The sequence below is a fragment of the Bacteroides pyogenes genome (genome assembly GCF_014196225.1).
Classification (GTDB): Bacteria; Bacteroidota; Bacteroidia; order Bacteroidales; family Bacteroidaceae; genus Bacteroides; species Bacteroides pyogenes_A.
Genome location: NZ_JACIDI010000001.1, coordinates 141,594 through 163,644 on the forward strand (window position 1 = coordinate 141,594; position 22,051 = coordinate 163,644).

The 22,051-nt window shown below is 48.4% G+C and carries 19 protein-coding genes; 12 read left to right on the plus strand and 7 right to left on the minus strand.

Features of this window, described 5'->3' with window-relative positions; genetic code table 11:
* Positions 1-230: 230 nt before the first annotated feature.
* From GGR07_RS00530 to GGR07_RS00560, 7 genes are all read left to right on the plus strand, one after another.
* On the plus strand, positions 231-503 hold the full coding sequence (locus GGR07_RS00530) for a co-chaperone GroES (protein ID WP_027325061.1): 273 nt from the start codon (positions 231-233) through the stop codon (positions 501-503).
* A 43-nt stretch (positions 504-546) separates the two neighbouring features.
* Positions 547-2,184 (plus strand): chaperonin GroEL, encoded by a 1,638-nt coding sequence (groL, locus tag GGR07_RS00535; protein ID WP_021645973.1) that lies wholly within the window; start codon positions 547-549, stop codon positions 2,182-2,184.
* Between the two features lie 455 nt (positions 2,185-2,639).
* Positions 2,640-2,858: a winged helix-turn-helix domain-containing protein gene (locus GGR07_RS00540; RefSeq protein WP_027325060.1), complete on the plus strand. Its 219-nt coding sequence runs from the start codon at positions 2,640-2,642 to the stop codon at positions 2,856-2,858.
* 263 nt (positions 2,859-3,121) lie between these two features.
* Positions 3,122-4,180: a BamA/TamA family outer membrane protein gene (locus tag GGR07_RS00545; protein ID WP_374110922.1), complete on the plus strand. Its 1,059-nt coding sequence runs from the start codon at positions 3,122-3,124 to the stop codon at positions 4,178-4,180.
* A complete protein-coding gene (locus tag GGR07_RS00550) occupies positions 4,167-5,873 on the plus strand; it encodes a phosphoethanolamine transferase (RefSeq protein ID WP_122056538.1) in 1,707 nt (568 codons plus the stop codon). The genes GGR07_RS00545 and GGR07_RS00550 overlap by 14 nt, the downstream gene beginning before the upstream one ends.
* 422 nt (positions 5,874-6,295) lie before the next feature.
* Positions 6,296-7,261, plus strand: coding sequence for a DnaJ C-terminal domain-containing protein (locus tag GGR07_RS00555; protein WP_021645978.1), 966 nt, complete (start codon positions 6,296-6,298; stop codon positions 7,259-7,261).
* 15 nt (positions 7,262-7,276) lie between these two features.
* Positions 7,277-7,591, plus strand: a complete 315-nt coding sequence (locus GGR07_RS00560; RefSeq protein ID WP_034542677.1) for a chaperone modulator CbpM — start codon at positions 7,277-7,279, stop codon at positions 7,589-7,591.
* 360 nt (positions 7,592-7,951) lie between these two features.
* On the opposite strand, the gene GGR07_RS00565 is transcribed toward GGR07_RS00560, so the two are convergent.
* From GGR07_RS00565 to GGR07_RS00590, 6 genes are all read right to left on the minus strand, one after another.
* A complete protein-coding gene (locus GGR07_RS00565; RefSeq protein WP_021645981.1) occupies positions 7,952-9,658 on the minus strand; it encodes an acyl-CoA dehydrogenase family protein in 1,707 nt (568 codons plus the stop codon).
* A gap of 6 nt (positions 9,659-9,664) precedes the next feature.
* Positions 9,665-10,684 carry an electron transfer flavoprotein subunit alpha/FixB family protein gene (locus GGR07_RS00570; protein ID WP_021645982.1) on the minus strand — a complete coding sequence of 340 codons (1,020 nt, stop codon included), beginning with the start codon at positions 10,682-10,684 and terminating at the stop codon, positions 9,665-9,667.
* A gap of 63 nt (positions 10,685-10,747) precedes the next feature.
* Entirely contained in the window at positions 10,748-11,620 is an 873-nt protein-coding gene (locus GGR07_RS00575) for an electron transfer flavoprotein subunit beta/FixA family protein (protein WP_122056539.1), read from the minus strand.
* Positions 11,621-12,232: 612 nt separating this feature from the next.
* Positions 12,233-13,417, minus strand: coding sequence for a C1 family peptidase (locus GGR07_RS00580; RefSeq protein ID WP_021645985.1), 1,185 nt, complete (start codon positions 13,415-13,417; stop codon positions 12,233-12,235).
* Between the two features lie 196 nt (positions 13,418-13,613).
* The gene (locus GGR07_RS00585; protein ID WP_021645987.1) at positions 13,614-14,135 is read right to left on the minus strand and encodes a hypothetical protein; all 522 of its coding nucleotides are present in this window, start codon (positions 14,133-14,135) and stop codon (positions 13,614-13,616) included.
* Between the two features lie 859 nt (positions 14,136-14,994).
* Positions 14,995-15,870 (minus strand): BadF/BadG/BcrA/BcrD ATPase family protein, encoded by an 876-nt coding sequence (locus tag GGR07_RS00590; RefSeq protein WP_021645990.1) that lies wholly within the window; start codon positions 15,868-15,870, stop codon positions 14,995-14,997.
* A 111-nt stretch (positions 15,871-15,981) separates the two neighbouring features.
* On the opposite strand from GGR07_RS00590, the gene GGR07_RS00595 reads away from it, so the two are divergent.
* The 4 genes from GGR07_RS00595 to GGR07_RS00610 all read left to right on the plus strand — a co-directional run bounded on the left by GGR07_RS00595 (position 15,982) and on the right by GGR07_RS00610 (position 19,122).
* Positions 15,982-16,416 (plus strand): putative signal transducing protein, encoded by a 435-nt coding sequence (locus tag GGR07_RS00595; protein ID WP_021645992.1) that lies wholly within the window; start codon positions 15,982-15,984, stop codon positions 16,414-16,416.
* 87 nt (positions 16,417-16,503) lie between these two features.
* On the plus strand, positions 16,504-17,511 hold the full coding sequence (locus tag GGR07_RS00600; protein ID WP_021645993.1) for a PstS family phosphate ABC transporter substrate-binding protein: 1,008 nt from the start codon (positions 16,504-16,506) through the stop codon (positions 17,509-17,511).
* A 20-nt stretch (positions 17,512-17,531) separates the two neighbouring features.
* Entirely contained in the window at positions 17,532-18,350 is an 819-nt protein-coding gene (locus tag GGR07_RS00605) for an alpha/beta hydrolase (protein ID WP_021645994.1), read from the plus strand.
* A 622-nt stretch (positions 18,351-18,972) separates the two neighbouring features.
* A complete protein-coding gene (locus GGR07_RS00610) occupies positions 18,973-19,122 on the plus strand; it encodes a hypothetical protein (RefSeq protein ID WP_155897786.1) in 150 nt (49 codons plus the stop codon).
* A gap of 303 nt (positions 19,123-19,425) precedes the next feature.
* Here the strand turns inward: GGR07_RS00610 and GGR07_RS00615 are convergent, their stop codons facing one another.
* Positions 19,426-20,772 (minus strand): S41 family peptidase, encoded by a 1,347-nt coding sequence (locus GGR07_RS00615; RefSeq protein WP_122056540.1) that lies wholly within the window; start codon positions 20,770-20,772, stop codon positions 19,426-19,428.
* A gap of 182 nt (positions 20,773-20,954) precedes the next feature.
* Here GGR07_RS00615 and mnmA point away from each other — a divergent pair, with 182 nt between their 5' ends.
* On the plus strand, positions 20,955-22,028 hold the full coding sequence (gene mnmA, locus GGR07_RS00620; RefSeq protein ID WP_183200453.1) for a tRNA 2-thiouridine(34) synthase MnmA: 1,074 nt from the start codon (positions 20,955-20,957) through the stop codon (positions 22,026-22,028).
* Positions 22,029-22,051: the final 23 nt, after the last annotated feature.

Below are 22,051 nucleotides of genomic sequence, written 5' to 3' on the forward strand. Positions count from 1 at the left end.
CTGAGATGAGGTGCGGAAATCTTTGTAATGGGAGTTTGCCGGCTTTGCATGAAACACGACGCTTGCATGCTTGGTTGTCTGCTTTGCGTCATTTTGTCAGTCCGCTCCTGACAAATTCCGGCTTTATCGTTTTGGCACGCTTTTCGCAATCTCTTCTGCGTCCTGCCCGATTGATAAAGGCAGTTTGTTATTATCATATATGTATAACTTTAAAATATAACAAAAGCATTATGAACATTAAACCATTGGCAGACAGAGTGCTTATTCTCCCTGCACCTGCGGAAGAAAAAACGGTTGGCGGTATCATCATACCCGATACGGCAAAAGAGAAACCTTTGAAAGGCGAAGTTGTGGCGGTAGGTCACGGTACGAAAGACGAAGAGATGGTATTGAAAGTGGGCGATACGGTTTTGTATGGCAAATATGCCGGAACGGAACTCGAAGTGGAAGGCTCGAAATACCTCATCATGCGTCAGAGCGACGTACTGGCAGTCTTGGGTTAATAATCAAATCAATCATAAATAATAAAAATCGTACATAAGTATCATGGCAAAAGAAATATTATTCAATATCGACGCCCGCGACCAGTTGAAAAAAGGTGTCGACGCATTGGCAAATGCAGTTAAAATAACACTCGGCCCGAAAGGACGTAACGTGATTATCGAAAAGAAATTCGGCGCTCCGCACATCACAAAAGACGGTGTGACCGTGGCTAAAGAAATAGATTTGGCCGACGCATACCAAAACACAGGCGCTCAGCTGGTGAAAGAGGTGGCCTCCAAGACAGGAGACGATGCCGGCGACGGTACTACCACAGCTACCGTTCTGGCTCAGGCTATCGTATCCGAAGGCTTGAAGAACGTTACTGCCGGAGCCAGCCCGATGGATATCAAACGCGGTATCGACAAGGCTGTTGCCAAAGTGGTGGAATCTATCAAGGCGCAATCTGAAAAAGTGGGCGACAACTACGACAAGATTGAACAAGTGGCTACCGTGTCTGCCAACAATGACCCGGTGATCGGCAAACTGATTGCGGACGCAATGCGTAAGGTTTCCAAAGATGGTGTAATTACCATTGAAGAAGCGAAAGGAACGGATACTACCATCGGTGTGGTAGAAGGCATGCAGTTCGACCGCGGTTATCTGTCGGCTTATTTTGTGACCAATACCGAGAAGATGGAATGTGAGATGGAAAAACCTTACATCCTCATCTACGATAAGAAGATCTCGAACCTGAAAGATTTTCTGCCTATCCTTGAGCCTGCCGTTCAGTCGGGTCGTCCTCTGTTGGTGATTGCGGAAGATGTAGACAGCGAAGCGTTGACAACTTTGGTTGTAAACCGTCTGCGCTCTCAGTTGAAGATCTGTGCAGTGAAAGCTCCGGGCTTCGGCGACCGTCGTAAAGAAATGCTGGAAGACATCGCTGTCTTGACCGGCGGTGTGGTAATCAGCGAAGAAAAAGGTCTGACACTGGAACAGGCTACACTCGAAATGTTGGGTACAGCCGACAAGGTGACGGTATCGAAAGACAATACGACAATTGTGAACGGTGCCGGTGAGAAACAGAACATCAAAGAACGTTGCGAGCAGATCAAGACTCAGATCGGCGCAACCAAATCCGACTACGACCGTGAAAAACTGCAAGAGCGTTTGGCCAAACTGTCGGGTGGCGTAGCGGTTCTTTACGTGGGTGCCGCTTCCGAAGTGGAAATGAAAGAAAAGAAAGACCGTGTGGACGATGCGTTGCGTGCGACTCGCGCGGCTATCGAAGAAGGTACTGTGCCGGGTGGCGGTGTGACTTACATCCGCGCTATCGATGTTATCGACGGAATGAAGGGTGAGAATGCCGATGAAACGACCGGTATCGAAATCATCAAACGCGCCATTGAAGAGCCTCTCCGCCAGATTGTGGCCAATGCAGGCAAAGAAGGCGCCGTAGTGGTGCAGAAAGTTCGTGAAGGAAAAGGCGACTTCGGATACAATGCACGTACCGACGTTTATGAAAACCTTCATGCGGCGGGAGTGGTAGACCCTGCCAAAGTGGCTCGCGTGGCTTTGGAAAACGCAGCTTCTATCGCAGGAATGTTCCTGACTACGGAATGCGTCATCGTAGAGAAGAAAGAAGATAAACCCGAAATGCCGATGGGCGCTCCCGGAATGGGAGGCATGGGCGGAATGATGTAATATCGCCCCTGCGGTTTAATTAAACAAAGAAACAGGCTGCCTCATCGTGTACTTTGAGGCAGCCTTATTTTTAATTTGCCGGTTTCAACCATGATAGTTCCCTTGCTTTAGTTTGCCTGCAAACGCGCAACGTTTTTTTCAGCCTGCTTATCCTCCTGTCTTGTCTCAGTAAATAAAAGGTCAAAATAGCTTAGAGAGCAAGATAATCAAACTTTTATTTCATTACTTTTTTATTTTCCGGATAAATCTTTTTTATCTATTCAAATTGACGCTCTTTTCCGGACTTTGTTTGTTATTTGTCTCTTTGTCTTACCGTATTTCCTTTTTAAATATGTTAAAAGGCCTTTTTTGAGAACTTTTCAGTGTAATTGAACAAACTAATAATGATGCTGATTTGTTCTTTTTTTATAGAGTATTCTATAATTATTTTTCTTAACCTTTTAATTTTTCTGACTATGAATAAAAGTGAAATAGGCTTTAATGCAGGAAAAGTTTGGCAATTATTGTGTAATAATCAAAGGTGGACTTATGCTGCCCTGAAGAAGGCATCCGGCTTGGATGATTTAGCATTAGGGGCTGCCATAGGCTGGTTGGCTCGCGAAGATAAAATAGAGATTTATCAGAATGATGACGATCTTTACCTTTACCTGTATGTAAATATCTATATCGGCTGATGCTGCGCTTGGTTGAATCTGAAAAGTTAAAAAAGGGGAAAGGAGATGCTAAAATATCCGTAATATGATTGTGATAGGAAGTTTCAAACTAACTTTGTATGCTTAAAGTGGTCTTCTTATTTCTTGATATGGGTATTAGATTAAACAAACAAATACTTTCTGTATTACTTATTTGGGGGCAAGCGGCTATACATGCGTCAGCTAATTCTGTTCCGTCCGAGTATCCGTTGTGCGTTGACGGGAAAAGCATATCGGACACGGTTATGACAAAATATGGCCCCTTACGAAGACTGTTCGACTATTTTGAGGAAGCTAATAAGGAGAAAAAAGATAAAGCGTTCGATTTTAGCGTGATAGCGGGTCCTCATTATTCCGGTGACACGAAATTTGGGATTGGCATGGTAGCAGCCGGCTTGTACCATACCGACCGCAACGATACGATTCTTCCCCCTTCCAATATTTCATTCTATGGCGATGTCTCCACAATAGGCTATTATCTTTTGGGAGTGAGAGGCAATCATTTGTTTCCGCACGATAACTACCGCCTGAATTATAATCTTTATTTCTATTCTTTTCCCGGACTTTATTGGGGAAGGGGCTACGAACACGGAGCGAACCCGGAGAATGAAAGCGAATACAAACGCTTGCAGGCTCAGGTGAGGGCAGACTTTATGTTTCGGATATCGAAAAAGCTGTATCTGGGACCGATGATTGTATTCGACCATGTCGCCGGACGGGATTTTGAGAAGGAAGAACTGCTGGAAGGAATGGATCCGCGTACCACCAACGTCGGTTTCGGACTCTCCGTTCTTTATGACTCCCGCGATTTTCTGACCAATGCTTACAAGGGATATTATCTGCGCATTGACCAACGGATCAGTCCGTCGTTTCTAAGCAGTAAATACGCTTTCGGAAGTACCGAGTTCACAGCTTGTTCTTATCATACTGTATGGAAAGGAGGAGTGGTGGCGGGGCAATTCCACACCCAATTGAATTATGGAGAGGTTCCGTGGGGACTGATGGCAACGCTGGGTGGCGCCTATTCCATGCGCGGATACTACGAAGGTCGCTATCGGGATAAATGCGCGATGGACGCACAAATCGAGCTTCGCCAGCATGTATGGAAACGGAATGGAGTAGCGGTGTGGATGGGTGCGGGGACCGTTTTTCCCGCATTTTCCGGTTTGCTTGCCAGGCACGTGCTGCCTAATTACGGCATAGGCTACCGGTGGGAATTTAAGAAAAGAGTGAATGTACGTTTGGATTTAGGGTTTGGCAAGCATCAAACCGGATTTATATTTAATGTCAATGAAGCTTTTTAAGAAGATAAAAAAACGGTTCGAAAGTCAGGAGCATTTGTTTTATCTGTTTCTGATCGTTTTGATTACGCCCAACATCGCGCTTTGCTTTACAGAACCGTTGCCTTTGATGGCGAAGTTGTGCAACGTATTGCTTCCGTTTGCGTGTTACTATTTGGTGATGACTTTGTCGCGCAATTGCGGCAGAACGTTTTGGTTGCTGTTCCCGTTTGTTTTTCTAGGAGCTTTCCAGCTTGTGTTGCTCTACCTGTTCGGGCAGTCGATTATCGCCGTGGATATGTTCCTGAATCTGATGACTACCAATCCGACGGAGGCGATGGAGCTTCTGAACAATCTTCTGCCTGCCATTGTGATGGTGGTGATACTCTATGTGCCCGCTTTGGTATTGGGAACTGTTTCTATGGTCCGTAAACGCCGGCTGCCGGCTGCGTTCATAAGCCGCGGGCGGAGACGGGCCTTGCTGCTTCTTTGCGTTTCGCTCTTGACACTCGGCGGAGCCTATCTTCAGGATGAGAGGTATGAACCGCAGTCGGACTTGTATCCCGTGAACGTATGCTATAATATCGGGCTTGCTTTTCAGCGGAATGTCCGGACGAAGAACTATCACCGGACGTCGGAGTCGTTCACTTTCCATGCCCGATCGACACACCCTGAAGATGAAAATGAGGTGTATGTGATGGTGGTGGGCGAAACTGCGCGCGCCTTGAACTGGCAATTGTACGGATACGAACGTGAGACGAATCCGCTGCTTTCCCGCCGCGAAGGCTTGGCGGCATTCCCTAAAGCACTGTCGGAATCGAACACCACGCACAAGAGCGTACCCATGTTGCTTTCGTCCGTCACGGCACACAGCTATGATTCGATCTACCGGCAGAAAAGCATTGTCACCGCTTTCAAAGAGGCGAGATACCGCACGGCATTTTTCTCCAATCAGCGTTACAACCATTCGTTCATCGACTTCTTCGGCATGGAAGCCGACACTTCCGTCTTTGTGAAAGAGAAGGCGAATGCCGGTATTGCATACAATCCTTCGGATGACGTGCTTCTGGAAATGGTGAAGCGTGAGCTGGACAAAGGCGCAAAGAAGCAGTTTATTTTGCTTCATACGTACGGTTCGCATTTCAATTACCGCGAGCGTTATGCTGCCGATGAGGCTTTCTTTACCCCCGATCATCCTGTGGATGCCGAAGTGAAATACCGTTCGAACCTCATCAACGCCTATGATAATACCATCCGGTATACCGACAGGTTCTTATCCCGCCTGATCGGGTTGTTGGAGCATCGGCGTGTCGACGCGGCATTGCTTTATACTTCCGACCACGGCGAGGATGTTTTCGATGATTCTCGCCGGCTGTTCCTGCATGCCTCTCCCGTTCCTTCTTACTATCAGCTGCATGTACCTTTCCTTGTCTGGATGTCGGAAAGCTACCGCACGGCCTATCCCGCCAAGTGGACTGCTTTGGCGGAGAACCGCCTGAAAGACGTTTCTTCAAGCAGTTCGTTCTTTCCCACCATGCTCCACATTGCCGGGATAGAGACTCCTTACCGGAGCGATTCGTTTTCTGTGGCGAGTACTGCCTATACGATGAAGCCGAGGGTGTATCTGAACGATCATAACGAACCTCGTTCGCTGCAACATCTGGGAATGCGAAAGGAAGATTTCCGGATGCTGCAACAGAAAGGAATCCGTTATTGATCCGCCTGCCGGCCAACCTTCCGTTTTGTTGTCGCGAAGCCCTGCCTCATGCTAATGTTGCTGGAGGAGGAGTCCGGCCAACCTTTCGTTTTGTTGTCGCGAAGCCTTGCCTCATGCGAATGTTGCTGGAGGAGGAGTCCGGCCAACCTTCCGTTTTGTTGTCGCGAAGCCTTGCCTCATGCGAATGTTGCTGGAGAAATAAGTCTGGCAACCCTGCCGCTTTTTTATCACAAAGCCGTACTTCATGCTGATTTTTGTGGGAAAGAAGAGCAGCCGCGCCTCTCTTCTTGCTGTCATAAAAGTCGTCTGATAAGGATGTGCCGGATGGCGGAATAGCATTAAATAGTGCTAAAAGCCGCATCTAAACTGCTGATTGGCTTGTTATTTGCATATATCGCGTGAACGATTAAATAACATTAGATATGGCTTATATAGATTATTATCAAATTCTTGGGGTGGAGAAAACCGCTTCGCAAGGTGATATAAAGAAGGCTTTCCGTAAGTTGGCCCGCAAATATCATCCCGATTTGAATCCCAACGACCCAAGCGCAAAGGATAAGTTCCAGCAGATCAATGAGGCCAACGAGGTTTTGAGCGATCCCGAAAAACGCAAGAAATACGATGAATACGGCGAGCATTGGAAGCATGCCGATGAGTTTGAGGCGCAGAAGAAAGCCCGGCAAGAGGCCGGCGGCTTCGGCAGTGCCCGGGATTTCGGCGGTTTCGGCAGCGGGGCGCGAGGGTTTACGGACGGAAAGGGAACTTACTGGTATTCGTCCGGAGGCGAAGGATTCGAGGGAAACAATGCCGGGGGATTTTCCGATTTCTTCGAATCCATGTTCGGAAGCCGTGGTAAGAGAGACGGAAGCGCCGCAGGATTTCGCGGGCAAGATTATACTGCCGAGCTTCATCTCTCGCTTCGCGACGCTGCACGCACGCATAAACAAATACTGACTGTCAACGGCAAGCAGGTGCGTATCACCATTCCCGCCGGGGTAGCCGACGGTCAGGTCATCAAATTGAAAGGCTACGGAGCCGAAGGAATAAACGGAGGTCCTGCGGGCGACTTGTACATCACGTTCGTCATTGCTGCTGATCCGGTGTTCAAACGACTGGGCGACGACTTGTACGTAGATGTCGAAATCGACCTCTATACGGCTGTGTTGGGCGGCGATACGGTAATCGACACGCTCGACGGAAAAGTGAAACTGAAGGTAAAACCGGAGACTCAGAGCGGAACGAAGGTTCGCCTGAAGGGCAAAGGTTTTCCGGTTTATAAGAAAGAAGGGCAAACGGGCGATTTGATCGTGACTTACTCTGTCGGGATTCCTACCAACCTGACCGAGAAACAGAAAGAATTATTCCGCCAGTTGCAGGCTATGAACTAAAAAAGAATGAACGCTATGCAGACCGAATTGATCATTGTTAGTGAATATTGTCAGAAGTGCCACATCGAGCCTTCGTTTATTGATATGCTGAAGGAAGGCGGGTTGATTGAGACACGCACCGAAGGCGGCGAGCATTATTTGCTTTTGTCCCAGCTTCCGGAAGTGGAACGTTACAGCCGGATGTATTACGACCTTTCCATTAACATGGAAGGTATCGACGCTATCCACCATTTGCTTCTCAGGATAGAGGAGATGCAACGTGAAATAGACTCGCTTCGAAAGCAGCTCATGCTTTACAGGAGCAGGGAAAGGGAAGAAGCAGACCGGTAGCGGACGAAGATTGCCTTCCTTCTTGCCAAGAATCTGTTCTGCGTTGCCGGCAGATGGGAACGGTGAAAAACAGAGGCTCTATCCGGCGCGGATAGAGCCTCTGTTTGCAGTAAACGCAGGCTTTGTTTCAATCATACAGAGCCTGCGTTTTTTTAGTTCCGCGCTTCATTGCGTTGCGGAAACCGAAGTTTTTCGGTCGGGCCCGGCTTGCATTCACTTGAAGTCCGCGCTTCATTTCGCTAAGGGAATCCAAGTTTTGTGCTAAGCCCGGCTTGCGATTTCTTAAACCTTGCGCTTTATTGCACTACGAAAACCGAAGTTTTTCCGTCAAGCTCGGTTTGCGATAGCTCAAACTCCCGGCTATCGTTTGTAGAATGCAAGGTCTTCCTTGTCGAGCCCTTTGATAAATCCGGCATGCTTTTCCACCTCCGCCTCCGCGTAGTTCAGATACACGTGCGCCGATTTGGCAAACAGTTCGGGGGCTTTGCTTGCGTCCTGAATAAGCAGGTGAGCCATGATACAGTCGGCAGCCATCTCCATCAAACGACGGGCGGTGAAGTCGAGTATTTCCTGATCCTGAGTCTCTTTCACGGCGTTCGTGCTTTCCTCAAACTTATCCGCCATCTTCTTCAGGCGTGAAAGCAGCGGCTCCATCTCCGGAGAACACGGAACGGCCTCGTAATCGCGAATCGTGGCGATGTAAGAGCCGTTGGTCACATAGCGTATGGCGGCTACCGTCTGCAACTGCGTGGTACCTTCGTAGATGCTGGTGATGCGTGCGTCGCGGTAGATACGCTGGCAGGCATAATCCATCATGAAACCCGAACCTCCGTGTATCTGGATGCAGTCGTAAGCGTTCTGGTTGGCGTATTCCGAATTCATTCCCTTTGCCAGCGGAGTAAAGCTGTCCGCCAATTTGGCATATTTCTTTTGCTCCTGACGCTCTTCGGGAGTGAGCTTGCGCTCGCGGGCAATATCGTCCAACGCTTTGTAGATGTCTACGTAGCGGGCTGTCTGATACAGCAACGCGCGTCCGGCGTCCAACTTGGCTTTCATGATAGAGAGCATGTCGTAAACGGCAGGGAACTCGATGATGGCTTTGCCGAACTGCTTGCGGTCTTTGGCATAAGCCAACCCTTCGTTGTAGGCAGCCTGACTTAGTCCTACCGACTGTGCGGCAATACCCAAGCGGGCGCCGTTCATCAATGCCATGACGTATTTAATCAAACCGAGTTTCCGTTCGCCGCAAAGTTCGGCGCGGGCGTTCTTGTAGACCAGCTCGCACGTGGGAGAGCCGTGAATGCCCAGCTTATTTTCGATGCGGCGCACATTCACACCCCCTTGGCGCTTGTCGTAGATAAACATCGACAATCCGCGTCCGTCTCTGGTTCCTTCTTCCGAACGGGCCAGAACGAGATGGATGTCGGCGTCGCCGTTGGTGATGAAACGCTTTACGCCGTTGAGCAACCAGCAGCCTTCCTTCTCGCTATACGTCGCTTTCAGCATCACCGATTGCAGATCGGAACCGGCGTCGGGCTCCGTCAAGTCCATCGACATGGTTTCTCCTTGGCATACACGCGGAATGAAACGGTTGTGCTGGTCGGTATTCCCGAATTCATACAATGTCTCGATGCAGTCTTGCAGCGACCATATATTGCCGAAACCGGCATCGGCGGCAGCCACTATTTCCGCGCACATCGTGTACGGAGTAATGGGGAAGTTGAGTCCGCCGTATTTGCGCGGCATCGTCATTCCGTTCAGCCCGGCTTTCACCATCGCGTCGAGGTTTTCTTTGGTTCCCGACGCATATTCCACTCTTCCGTTGGCATGGTGCGGCCCTTCGACGTCTACGCCTTCGGCATTGGCAGCAATAATCTCCCCGGTAATCTCTCCGGTGATTTCCAATACCTTATCGTACGAGTCTACTGCATCCTCGTAGTCCAGCGGCGCGTAATCAAATACGTCCTTGTCTCTGTAATTGCGCTCTTTCAGATCGCATATCCGTTTCATCATCGGATTGTTCAAGTGAAACTTGAGTTCCGGTATATCGGTATAAAAATTTGCCATAATCCGTTACTTGCTATTCTGTTTATAATACTTGATCATCTTCGGCACCACCTCTTCGATCGTTCCGTTTATCACATAATCGGCAATCGTGTTGATGGGGGCTTCGGGATCGTTGTTGATGGAAATGATGATTCCGCTTTCCTGCATCCCGGCAATGTGTTGAATCTGTCCGGAGATGCCGCAGGCTATGTAAAGTTTCGGACGCACGGTGACTCCCGTCTGTCCGATTTGGCGGTCGTGTTCCACAAATCCTGCGTCGACGGCCGCACGGCTGGCGCCCACCTCGGCGTTCAGCACTTTCGCCAGTTCGAACAGTAAGTCGAAGTTTTCTTTCGAGCCTACGCCGTATCCGCCCGAAATGATGATGGGAGAGCCCTTCAGGTTGTTCTTCGCTTTCTCCACATGGCGCTCGATGACTTTCACCACATAGTCCGTATCGGCAACAAACTTCTTTACATCGTGGCGGATCACCTCGCCTTTGTAGTCGGCGGCCAGGATTTGCTTCTTCATTACTCCTTCGCGGACGGTCGCCATCTGCGGCCGGTGTTCGGGATTGACGATCGTGGCTACGATGTTCCCGCCGAATGCCGGACGGATTTGATACAGCAGGTTCTTATACACCTTTCCTTCTTTCTTGTCTTCATGGTCGCCGATTTCGAGCGAAGTACAGTCGGCCGTCAGCCCGCTGGTCAAGGCGGAAGACACGCGCGGACCGAGGTCGCGTCCGATTACCGTGGCGCCCATGAGGCAGATCTGCGGCTTTTCTTCTTTAAACAGGTTTACAAGAATGGAAGTGTGCGGAAGGGAAGTGTAAGGGTAAAGCCCTTCGCCGTCGAACACATGGAGTCTGTCCACTCCATAGGGAAGAATTTGCTTTTCGATATCTTTCAGGTCTTTCCCGACAGCCACCGCTTCGAGTTGGCATTTCAGCTGATTGGCCAGTGAGCGGCCCTTTGTCAGGAGTTCGAGGCTGACGTCTGCAACGATGCCTTCCTCTATTTCGCAATATACAAATAAGTTATTCATGTTTTCTTTTTTAAATTGACCGGTTGATTTTAGTTGATGAATCGATTTGCCTGCCGGCAGCTGTCAACCGATGGTATGGTTGGCCAGCAATTCGACAATCAATTCCTCCACGTCACGGTCGCTGCCGCTGATGGTTTTACTCTCTTTCGCTTGGAATACGATGTTTTGAATGCTCTTCACTTTGGTGGGCGAACCGGACAAACCGCATTGGGCGAGGTCGCCGTTCACATCGGCTACGCTCCATTCCACCAGATTCAGATAATCGCGCTTGTCGTACAGATCAGTGTAGTCCAGATTGCCTTGCTGCTTTTCGGTCACCGTTTTGGCATGTTTGTACTTCTGCACCAGTTTGGCGTTTCGCGGGCGGCAGGGAGCTGCCGAACCGTTCACTGTAATCACGATGGGCAACGGGCCTTCTACGGTTTCTACTCCGCCGTCGATATGACGTTTTACGGTGATGCGGTCTTTGGTTACCTTTAATATCTCTTCCGCATAGGTAATTTGTGTCAGTCCCAGCTTCTCGGCTACTTGCGGCCCCACCTGAGCCGTGTCTCCGTCGATGGCCTGACGTCCGCCTATGATAATATCGCAATTGCCTATCTTGCGGATGGCAGTTGCCAAAGCGTAAGAAGTAGCCAGTGTGTCGGCGCCGGCAAAAGCGCGGTCGGTCAGTAAGTACCCGTTATCCGCGCCGCGGAAGAGTCCTTCGCGAATGATGTCGGCGGCACGTCCCGGCCCCATCGTTAAAACAGTTACGGTAGACCCCCGGTGAGCGTCCTTCAGTCGAAGCGCTTGTTCCAATGCGTTCAAGTCTTCGGGGTTGAAGATAGCGGGCAGCGCCGCGCGGTTTACAGTTCCGTCGGCTTTCATGGCATCCTTCCCAACGTTTCGTGTGTCGGGAACTTGTTTTGCCAATACAACAATTTTCAAACTCATGTTATTAATTTTAGTATTAGTATTTCTACGAGTTAGCAGCCAGTAGCGTAGTAGTAATTTGTCTTGCTATCTAAACTATCCGGTTAACTATGAGTGTGCAAATTTAGTCAAACACTTGGTTCTGACAAGGAAACCGCCTAAAAAATGCACAAGATTAAGATTTTTGAGCAAAAAGCCTTTCCTTTTTATCTTCCCGCAATCCGTTTCCTTTTCATCGATAAATGCGTTTCAGGCCTTTTCGGAGCTTGCCTTCGGTCTGTCTTTATGAAATAAATATTGGGCGGAAAGTTGCGGAGCAGGCACATGGCTCCAAAGAAATAGAGGGGATGTCGAAGCCCAAGCACAGCGAAGATGAGCTTCTAATCTGAAATTCGGACTATCTTCAGTTGGCATAAAAATAGCCCTATCATTACCTCAACATGAAGTTTGATAGGGCTATTTATAAAGTTTGATAGGGCTATTTATATTTGCCTTTTACAACCCGCAAGTTTTCCGGGTGCTCAGTTTAGTTTTGGCGCATCCTCAATTCTTATGTCTCAATCGTTTTGATTCCCTTTTGCGGAGTACTCTCTTATAGTCTTATAGAAAGAGGGGATAGAAATGCGGAGCGGTTTATCTGATTCCCAACTTTTTGGCTATCTCTTTGGGAAGCGCATCCTTGTGCACGAGGATATTCATCGTCTTGTAAGCCACAAATGCTTTCGAAGCATACCAGATACCTTTGTATTTGTTGTTTGTTCCCCAAGAGTTCTTTACCATGAAATACTCTTTACCGTTTTGGTCTTTGGCGATACCGTAGATCTGCATTCCGTGGTCATCGGTCGTTTCCCAGTTGTCGTAGGCTTCCTGACGCATTTCTTGTGTGATTGCCATTTCCTGAAGCGGCTTCGAGGTAAGTTCTTTGCGTTTGTCCGTAGCGGTCAGTCCGGTCCATCTGGCCATATCCGATCCGGTAAGTTCCGCCCCTTTGTTCGCGTCGGGCATTACAGCGATACCGTCGCGTGTAAATCCTTTTTCGCTGACATCGCTTCCCCATGCGAATGTATAGCCTTTTCTGACAGCGTTGTCCATTACAGCCATCAATTCGTCTATCGGCAAGTTGTACGATAAACCGTTACGCCAGTTATCCTGAATTTCGAGGGCGAACTGTGTGTAAAAAGGATGATGGGTATACGAAGTCAACGAAACGTAGTCTTCCGCTTTCAGCCCCAATGATTCGGCGAATGTCATCGGCGTGTATTCTTTCCCTTTGTATGTGAATTTCTCGGGGCATTCTCCCAAATAAGTATCGTAAATGGCACTTAGTCCTTTTTTCCATACGGGCGATAGCTTGGTAAGTTTGCTTTGGGCGATGGCTTTTACGTATCCTTCGGCCACTGCGTCGACTTCATTGTGCACGTGCATCGAATCGCCGTACATGATTCCCGGCATTACCTCCTGCGGAACCAGTCCGTAGTGCTTCATGCAGAACACTACATCGTAAAAGCTTCCGCCCGGAGAGAAGGAGTTATCTCCGTGGTAGCGTACATAGTTCACGCCACGATCTTGCATGGTTTTGTGCACAACGAACATTTCGGATAAATCGTATTCGCCTTTTCCTGTACGCAGCAATTCGGATTCGAGAAATCCCAACCCCGAAAAGCTCCAGCAAGTGCTCGAACGGTTTTGATTTTTGATGGATGTAATGGGGTTTTCTTTCACCGTTGTGAATACAAAACCCTCTTTTTCTTTTGTGTCTTGTGCCATTGCGCTCAAGCCGAGTAAGCCTAAAGTGGCAATAAGAATCGTTTTTTTCATTCTTTTTATGAGTTTAATGATTAAGTTTGTTTTGCATGCAAAGATAAAAATCCTATCTTGAAATTCATTGTTTTACGTATACATTTGCATGAAAAAAGAATGAATATTGTTTTTTGCGCAGACAATGGCTTACCTTTCCTTGTCTTGAACGCTGTAGAGCAGACCGGAGAGATGATAAACTTTCAACAGAGTATCACTATTCTTCTGTTTGGGTGGTAATGACGTAATCTTCTTTGATAAATTCATCATATACCTTTCTGGGATGATCGAATGAAGCCGTACCGTTTCTTTCTTCGTTGAAATTTGCGCGGCGGAATTGCTTCAGTTTGAGGTTGTCTTCGGCATATTCTCTCAGCTTCTTGTGTTCGCGTCCGTATAGCGAGCTTTCTATCACTTCAGAGTCGAGGAGATTCTCCTTAGGCGTAATGGTAGGCAGAAGCACTTGTTCCAACAATCCCCGATAAGCGCCGTTATATTCGCACCACACCACGTTATTGACCATGTATATCCGATAGACATACTTAGACCATGCTGTTCTGATTTCAATTTCCTTTTCGTAGATTTCGATAACAGCTTCCGAACCGTAGGCTTCATCACGAATGGCTACGGTGGTGCGTCCCTGAAGTTTTTCCCTGATGGTGGTAGTCCATTTCGGCGAGTTCATGATTTCCTCGATAATCTCGGGCAGTTTTTCTTTGATTTCAAATACGATTCTCATGGCATTTGCCTGCAAGCAGGACTTGTTTTACGATTTATCTCTTAACTTTCTGACTTCTTTAAAGTTATGTAAAATGTTGCGGAAAAACAAAGGTTCGTTTGATTATTTTCTATATTTTACCAAAAATACCTACTTTTTTATCTATTTATCTATAAATGTACGATAAAATGGAAAATGTTTAATGTTTTATCTCGTGTATGGAAACAGCTTAATTATTTATTCCGTTTTTCCTGTATCATTGTTCGCGTCCTACGGGCTATGGATATACCGTGCCGAGTATATATATGCCTACCGTGGTGACCATATATGCCTACCGTGGTGGCCATATATGCTTACCGTGGTGGCCATATATATACACCATGTGGGTTATATATCTGCCTTTTTCTTACTGATAAAGTTGCTTTTTCGTTTCGAAAATCGGGCGCGTGTGTGTTATGCTTTCTTTTCCGGTTTTTGCGAACGGCTCATTGTTTGCTTCTAATGTTCCTGCCACCTTGCGTTCGGACTGCATCGTGTTCGTCCTGAACCTTGCAGGAGTCCCGACAACGTTTTCTTGCGCTTGTGTTTGAGCTACATGGTGTTTGCTTAAAAAGCGACGTTGCAGACAGAACCACTTTCTTGCGCTTGTGTTTGAGCTACATGGTGTTTGCTTAAAAAGCGACATTGCAGCACAGAACCACTTTCTTGCGCTTGTGTTTGAACGACGTGGTGTTTGCTTAAAAACCCCGCCGTGTTTGATTTCAAAGCCCGCCGTGTTTTTTTTGAAAGTTCGCCGTGTTTGAAAAGAAGTGTCCCGATAGTTCTGATAGTCGTTTGGATTTGTCGGAACCGAAAGTGCGCGAGGTTCGTCCCCTGCGCTTTAAACCCGGGAAACGGACGATTCGAGCGGCAGGCAAACCGGCCGGTGAAATTTGATCAAGCCTTCCATCGGGCTTTGAAGCACTTGCCCCATTTGCATTCCCATAGCCTGTACGGCTTCTTCCAGCACGCCCTTGTAGTAAAAAGCGACGGAACCGGTGAAGTGAACCGGCAAGTTCCGACGGTTGTATTGCATCACGTTTCTTTTCAGGAAGTCTTTAAAGCTGTTCAAAACAAGCTGATGCACTTCGGGAACCGCGATGCGGCGGGCAAGGAAAGGAGAGAGGCTTGCCAGAAAACGATTGGGGAAAGGGCGCCGGTAGACGCGGTCGATAATCTCAGCCGGAGTAAGATTGAATTCGTTCAGGAACTCCTCTTTCATCCCCGCAGGCATCCGATTCTTCAGCAGATTGCCTACCAGTAGTTTTCCCAGCACCGCAGCGCTGCCTTCATCGCCCAATATGAATCCTAACGGAGATACGTTCTGCACAATCTCCGTGCCGTCGTAATAGCAGGAGTTCGAACCTGTGCCCATGATGCAGGCTATGCCCGCCCGATGTCCGCACAGACTACGTGCGGCGGCAAGCATGTCGCTGCTCACTTCTATCGAACCCTCTACGTGTAGATGAGCATTGAGCGCCCGCTTCACAACGTCGATTTTATCGGGGAAAGCGCATCCCGCTCCATAGAAGTGTATATGCCCGAGCCGGCGCTCCGGCAAGTGGGGCAATAAATTCTGTCGTATCTCTTCGCAAATCTCCTCTTCCGACTGGAAAAACGGATTCGTTCCCTGAGTTCTTATCCGTTTTACGATGCCTTCATGGTCTACCGCGCACCAGTCGGTTTTGGTAGATCCGCTATCCGCTATTAGAATCATCTCCTTTATGTTATACGTCCTTTTATTTTAAAATCGTGCAAAGATAATACAAAAAAATCTTTGCGTATGATTTTATATTGTACTTTTGTGAAAACTAACACTCGTATACGCATGAAAACCGTGAAACTGATCACCTGTAACGATGCCATGCAGGCGCATATCCTTCAGGGAGCGCTAAGGAATGAGGGGATTGAATCGCTGCTGCACAACGAAAATTTCTCTACGTTGATGAAAAGTTACATAAGCAATGTGTCCGGAGTAGATATTTTCGTGCTCGAAGAAGATTACGACAAAGCCGTGCAGGTGTTGAAAGACAACCAAAGCTGGGAGGAAGAGCCGGCTTTATGCCCTTATTGCGGTTCGTTGCATATCCGCTTTGTGTTGAAGAAAGGAAAGAAGATACGCGCGTTTGCGACAGCCGCGCTCTCTCTATTGTCGCAGACGCCTCCGGGAAGCAATCATTGGGAGTATGTATGCAATGAGTGCTTCCGGAGGTTCGAGAAACCCGTGTCCCGGTTCGAGCCTTCCGATAAAACACAGGAATAATAAAATCAGATGGCGACATGCTGAATTGAGTAAAGTGTGGCGGGGCAATGATGTGAGAAATTAGAAATCCATTTAATATACTTATTTATGATGAAAATAGACAAAAGAATAATAACAATGTTGTTATTATTCTGCACCATCGGCTTTGTAAACTGTAATAATGAGGAAGAAAACGTGATAAACTACGAAAACAGTATTGAGGGGTTGACTGCTGATAATTTTCCCGTAATGGACAGCTCCACTTCGACACACCCGCTGCTGAAATTATTGGGATATAAGTTGATGGGCATTCGTTATAAATGGGAAGTCAGCTTTATGAGCGGGATAGAGAAGTACATAACCTGTGATTCCGAATACTATTATGGGACGAACAGTACGGCTACGAATGCAGCAAGGCAAAGGCTGGAGCAGATAGAGGCTAAGATGAAGAAGTCCACAACGCACGGTTCTTTTGTCAATCTGATAGATGACAAAGTAGAACTGATCATAGCGTCGAGGGCTATTTCACGGGATGAGAAACAATATGCCAAAGAGAAAGGAACGGGCATTATAGAAAAACCGGTCGGGATAGACGGTTTTGTTTTCATCAAGAATAAAGAGAACCCCGTCAAATCCTTAACGTGCGAACAAATCAGAAGCATATATTCGGGTAAAATCACTAATTGGAAAGAAGTGGGAGGAAATGATGTGGCGATTACTCCCTATATGCGTAATCGAAACTCCGGTAGTCAGGAAAAAATGGAGACACTCGTTATGAAAGGAGAACCGATGATGGATGCACCCGAGTTGGTTGGGGGTGGGATGACTTCGCCATTCTACTCTCTGTGGGAAAATGTAAACGGGATGGCTTATACGCCATATTATTATTGTACGGCGATGATAGACGACCCACGTATAAAAATGTTCGATGTAGAAGGCGTGCAGCCTGATAAAACTACAATCGCATCCCGTCAATACCCTTATGTATCGGAAATCTATGCAGCCGTACGTGCCGATGTGGATAAATCTTCTATGAGCTGGAAAATATTTGAATTCCTTACATCAGGAGCTGCAAATGCAATTATTGAAGAAAGTGGTTATGTGAAATATTATTAGGCTTTATAAAAAATCATGGTATGAATAAGAAAAAACTCTTGTTGTCCGTTGCTTTTTTGCTTTCGTTGCCCGTCTCTTTCGCGGCAAGAGTAGACACGTTATGGATAAGAAGCGCGTCGATGCAGCGGGATGTTCAGGTAGTGGCGGTCATTCCCGACGTGTCCGGCGGAAAGAAAGCGGTGGCTTGTCCGGTTGTTTACCTGCTTCACGGATACAGCGGGAATGCAAAGAGCTGGATCGCGATTAAGCCCGACTTGCCGAAGATTGCCGATGAAAAAGGAATCATTTTCGTTTGTCCCGACGGAAAGAACAGTTGGTACTGGGACAGTCCGAAGAATCCGTCGTACCGTTACGAAACCTTTGTTTCGTCGGAACTGGTGGAGTATATCGACACCCATTATGCGACGATACCCCACCGGAAAGCCCGTGCCATCACCGGCTTGAGCATGGGCGGACACGGCGCATTGTGGATTTCCTTCCGGCATAAAGATACCTTCGGTGCAGGCGGAAGCACCAGCGGCGGGGTAGACATACGTCCGTTTCCGAGAAATTGGGAAATCTCCAAGCTGTTGGGAGAGTTTGCCGCCAATAAAAAGACGTGGGACGAGCATAGCGTAGTGAATCAAACAGACAGAATAGAAAATGGCGACTTGGCGATAATAATTGATTGCGGCGAGGGAGACTTTTTCTTGAACGTAAATAAAGAGTTGCACGAACGACTGCTGAGACGCAAAATCGACCATGACTTTATCGTGCGTCCGGGAGCACACAACGCCGATTATTGGAGAAACTCCATCGACTATCATATCCTGTTTTTCGACAAGTTCTTCAGGAAATAAACTGCCGGAGATCGGTTTTTAGAAGTTCCCTGCCGCAAATACCGCCTTGCTCTTTTTTCTTTTATCGTGCAACAGATGCAGGATGATATGCGCGCCTTTTCCGGTTTGTGTTTTTGCAAAAGAGTTTTCGTGCGGCGCGAACGGCGGGAAAAGGGTCGTTGAATGGCGAGGCCGGGCGCAAGCGTTTCTTTTTCAAGATGCAAGCGTCCAAGCAAATGGGATATACGCCGGGACATTTCAGTGCAAGTGTTTCTTTTTCAAGATGCAAGTGTTTCTTTTTTTAAGGGGCGGGAGAATCGGTGGGCATCGAGTTGTAGCGAAGCTATCGGTGCGAGGCTCTGTTTTTGAAGGGCTTCGCCTGCGGAAATGCTTTTCGAGTGAAAATGAATCTTTGTTTTTTCGAGCAGAATCGAATGCTTTTTCAAAAGGCAGCAGAGGCTCTGCCATTTATGAACAAAAGCTTTGTTACGGGTAAACACAGCCTCTGCCTGCTGTAAACAGAGCTTCTATTGCATGCAAACGCAGCTAAAAAGAAAGAAGGCGGAGGAGTTTATCGCTGTAAACAGAGCTTCTATTGCACGCAAACGCAGCCTCTTCCTGCTGCAAACAGAGCCTCTGTTGCATGAAAGCTAACTTGATGAAAATGGGAATGGACTGCCGGATAGCTGTGGACAAGGCTTTTGTTGCATGCAAACACAGCCTCTGCCTGCGGCAAACAGAGCTTCTATTGCACGCAAACGCAGCACGGCATGGAGGGAGTCCTGCCAATTGATGCTGTAAACAGAGCTTCTGTTACATGCAAACGCAGCCTCTGCCTGCTGTAAACGCAGCCTCTTCTTGTTGCAAACAGAGCCTTTGTTGGATGAAAGCTAACTTGATGAAAATGGGAGTGGACTGCCGGATAGCTGTGGACAAGGCCTTTGCTACATGCCAACACAGCCTCTGCCTGCGGCAAACAGAGCCTATGTGATGAGGAAATGAACCCTTTGTCATGTGACAAGTTCCATTCTCGTTGTGCACGGATGAGGCGTTCGTTCCGCCACCGGACACATACGTCTTGTTCCGCTCTCCGGCTTTATTTTTCTTCCTTGGGGGGCGGATAGTTGCCCGCCAGCGTTTCGAGGGCTATGTTCAACAACCGCTCTTCGGGATTGCCGAAAGGCAGATAGCGGCTGTAGTCCGTCTTTCCGTCTATCGAGGTTTCGCTTATGACGAAGTCGCTTGCGGGAGAGATGGGACCGTATGTCGTCTTTTTATCGGGACGGTATATGGCACACACCACCGGGTTGACAGCCCACCTGAGCTCTTCGTTGGCGAATGATTCGGTAGCCATGTTTTGCCCTTTCGTCGCGCTCCCTATGGTGATGATGGCAGGGACTTCGTTTTCCCGGTAAAGACCGCTGATCAACATTTCCGCCATTCCGGCCGTCTCTCCGCTTGTAATGACGAACAACAACTGTTGGTTGAGGTTGACGCCGCCCTTCAGCACTTCACGGTCGAGGGTGATTTCGCGGTTCTTCTCCGACTGCTTGTCGTTGTATTCCAGATAAGCCATCGACGTTCCCAAGCGTGATTCGGGAGCCAGAATCGTTCCCAGCAACTGTACGCAATCTGGGGTTCCACCCGTGTTGTGGCGGAGGTCGAGGATGGTTGCCTTTACTTCCGCTTCCCGGAATTCGCGCGAGATCTTCCGCAACAGATCGTTATACTTTTGCGGTTCGGCTTTTGTTCCGGCGGTAAAACTGTTGTACATCAGGTAGCCTATCTTGCCTACCGACGCCACCGTGAGTATTTTGTACGTATGCACGGGGTTGTCTTCCGTCGTTTCGGCAGCCCCCAGCCTGACTGTTTTTCCGCTCGGCGCAACCTTCCATACCTTTACAGGCTCCGTTCCTTCTTCCGCTTCCGGCGTTACCTCTTGCCACGATCCCATCGTCAGGTCCATCGCACGGGTGCCCTGCAGCAACTCCTCTTCCTCTTTCTTGGTGATGTGCCGCCCGTCTGCCTGCATGATCCAGTTGCCTCGTTGCAGTCCGGCGCGTTCGGCGAGAGAGCCCGGAATCACGTAAGTCACCAATGCGTTGTAGTTCGTTTCCGAATCGGCGTCTTTTACGAGCGAATATTTGAACCCATAAGTGGGAGCCGGTGTATCCCGTAGCTCATTCACGAATGAATACTTATCTTTCTTCGATTTGATTTTGGTCAGAAATGTAGCCGGGTCGAGAAACGGGTTTACCTCCTTGTAAGAAGGCAGCTCTTGATACCACAAATAGTGCTCTTGCATGATGCGGTGCATCCATGTGTCTACCGCAGTTTCCTCCTCGTACTCCTTCCAACGGTCTTCTCCGCAGGAAGAGAAAATGCCGGCGCACACCGCCGCCAGAGCGGGTAAAAGAAATATCTTTCTAATAATTGTCGTCATAAAAACAGCTTTTTACTTCGCAAATGTAGGAAATACTTTCCTCATCTACCATATTTATGGTATAAAATTGGCCCGATTGTGCCATTGCGTGCACGAAGCTTTTGCTCTATCTTTGCATCCGCTTATAAGGTCGCGGATGCGAACCGGATGCTTATTGAGCGGATAATATAATAATTAGTTTTGTGAATATTGCAGCATTATTGTCCGGAGGTGTCGACAGTTCGGTTGTCGTACACCTCCTTTGCGAGCACGGGTATAAGCCGGCTCTTTTCTATATAAAAATCGGGATGGACGGCGCGGCGCATATGGACTGCCCCGCCGAAGAAGACATCGAGCTTGCCACAGCCACCGCCCGCAAGTACGGGCTGCCGCTCGAAATCGTGGATCTGCACCGCGAGTATTGGGACAATGTGGCGGCTTATGCCATCGACAAGATACGCAAGGGGCTGACACCCAACCCCGATGTGATGTGCAACAAGCTCATCAAGTTCGGGTGTTTCGAGCAGCGCGTGGGCAGGCATTTCGATTTCACCGCCACGGGACATTACGCTTCCACCGTCGAACTGGAGGGGAAAACTTGGCTGGCTACCGCCAAAGATGCGTTGAAAGACCAGACCGACTTCCTGACGCAGATCGATTATCTGCAAGTCTCCAAGCTGATGTTTCCCCTCGGCGGACTGATGAAGCGGGAGGTGAGGGAGATTGCGTCGAAAGCCGGACTGCCCGCCGCCAAAAGGAAAGACAGTCAGGGGATTTGCTTCTTGGGAAAGGTGAATTACAATGATTTCGTCCGCCGTTTCCTTGGCGAAAAGCAGGGAGCGATCGTGGAATATGAGTCGGGTAAGCGGATCGGAACCCATCTGGGCTACTGGTTTCACACCATCGGACAGCGGAAAGGGCTCGGATTGAGCGGCGGCCCGTGGTTTGTGGTGAAGAAAGATATCGAAGAAAACGTGGTGTACGTATCGCGAGGCTATGGAGTGGAGACGCAATACGGCAATGAATTCGTCATGAACGGCTTCCATTTCATTACGGACAATCCTTGGGGCGCGGCGGAGAATGGGGCGGAAGTCACCTTTAAGATACGCCATACACCTGAGTTTACGTGTGGAAAGCTTTTTCGCGAAGGCGAAAACCGCTTCCGCATCCTGTCGTCCGAAAAGTTGCAAGGTATCGCTCCGGGGCAGTTCGGGGTGGTTTACGACCGTGAATCGAAGATTTGTATAGGAAGCGGAGAGATCTGCCGCAATGCCTGATGTTGCGGCAGACCGCCTCCGTC

What these genes read in the sequence shown, in the direction of transcription:
- GGR07_RS00530 (WP_027325061.1), top strand. Translation starts at nt 231, where the DNA reads ATGAACATTAAACCATTGGCAGACAGAGTGCTTATTCTCCCTGCACCT.
- groL (WP_021645973.1), top strand. Translation starts at nt 547, where the DNA reads ATGGCAAAAGAAATATTATTCAATATCGACGCCCGCGACCAGTTGAAA.
- GGR07_RS00540 (WP_027325060.1), top strand. Translation starts at nt 2,640, where the DNA reads ATGAATAAAAGTGAAATAGGCTTTAATGCAGGAAAAGTTTGGCAATTA.
- GGR07_RS00545 (WP_374110922.1), top strand. Translation starts at nt 3,122, where the DNA reads ATGACAAAATATGGCCCCTTACGAAGACTGTTCGACTATTTTGAGGAA.
- GGR07_RS00550 (WP_122056538.1), top strand. Translation starts at nt 4,167, where the DNA reads ATGAAGCTTTTTAAGAAGATAAAAAAACGGTTCGAAAGTCAGGAGCAT.
- GGR07_RS00555 (WP_021645978.1), top strand. Translation starts at nt 6,296, where the DNA reads ATGGCTTATATAGATTATTATCAAATTCTTGGGGTGGAGAAAACCGCT.
- GGR07_RS00560 (WP_034542677.1), top strand. Translation starts at nt 7,277, where the DNA reads ATGCAGACCGAATTGATCATTGTTAGTGAATATTGTCAGAAGTGCCAC.
- GGR07_RS00565 (WP_021645981.1), bottom strand. Translation starts at nt 9,658, where the DNA reads ATGGCAAATTTTTATACCGATATACCGGAACTCAAGTTTCACTTGAAC.
- GGR07_RS00570 (WP_021645982.1), bottom strand. Translation starts at nt 10,684, where the DNA reads ATGAATAACTTATTTGTATATTGCGAAATAGAGGAAGGCATCGTTGCA.
- GGR07_RS00575 (WP_122056539.1), bottom strand. Translation starts at nt 11,620, where the DNA reads ATGAGTTTGAAAATTGTTGTATTGGCAAAACAAGTTCCCGACACACGA.
- GGR07_RS00580 (WP_021645985.1), bottom strand. Translation starts at nt 13,417, where the DNA reads ATGAAAAAAACGATTCTTATTGCCACTTTAGGCTTACTCGGCTTGAGC.
- GGR07_RS00585 (WP_021645987.1), bottom strand. Translation starts at nt 14,135, where the DNA reads ATGAGAATCGTATTTGAAATCAAAGAAAAACTGCCCGAGATTATCGAG.
- GGR07_RS00590 (WP_021645990.1), bottom strand. Translation starts at nt 15,870, where the DNA reads ATGATTCTAATAGCGGATAGCGGATCTACCAAAACCGACTGGTGCGCG.
- GGR07_RS00595 (WP_021645992.1), top strand. Translation starts at nt 15,982, where the DNA reads ATGAAAACCGTGAAACTGATCACCTGTAACGATGCCATGCAGGCGCAT.
- GGR07_RS00600 (WP_021645993.1), top strand. Translation starts at nt 16,504, where the DNA reads ATGATGAAAATAGACAAAAGAATAATAACAATGTTGTTATTATTCTGC.
- GGR07_RS00605 (WP_021645994.1), top strand. Translation starts at nt 17,532, where the DNA reads ATGAATAAGAAAAAACTCTTGTTGTCCGTTGCTTTTTTGCTTTCGTTG.
- GGR07_RS00610 (WP_155897786.1), top strand. Translation starts at nt 18,973, where the DNA reads ATGAAAGCTAACTTGATGAAAATGGGAATGGACTGCCGGATAGCTGTG.
- GGR07_RS00615 (WP_122056540.1), bottom strand. Translation starts at nt 20,772, where the DNA reads ATGACGACAATTATTAGAAAGATATTTCTTTTACCCGCTCTGGCGGCG.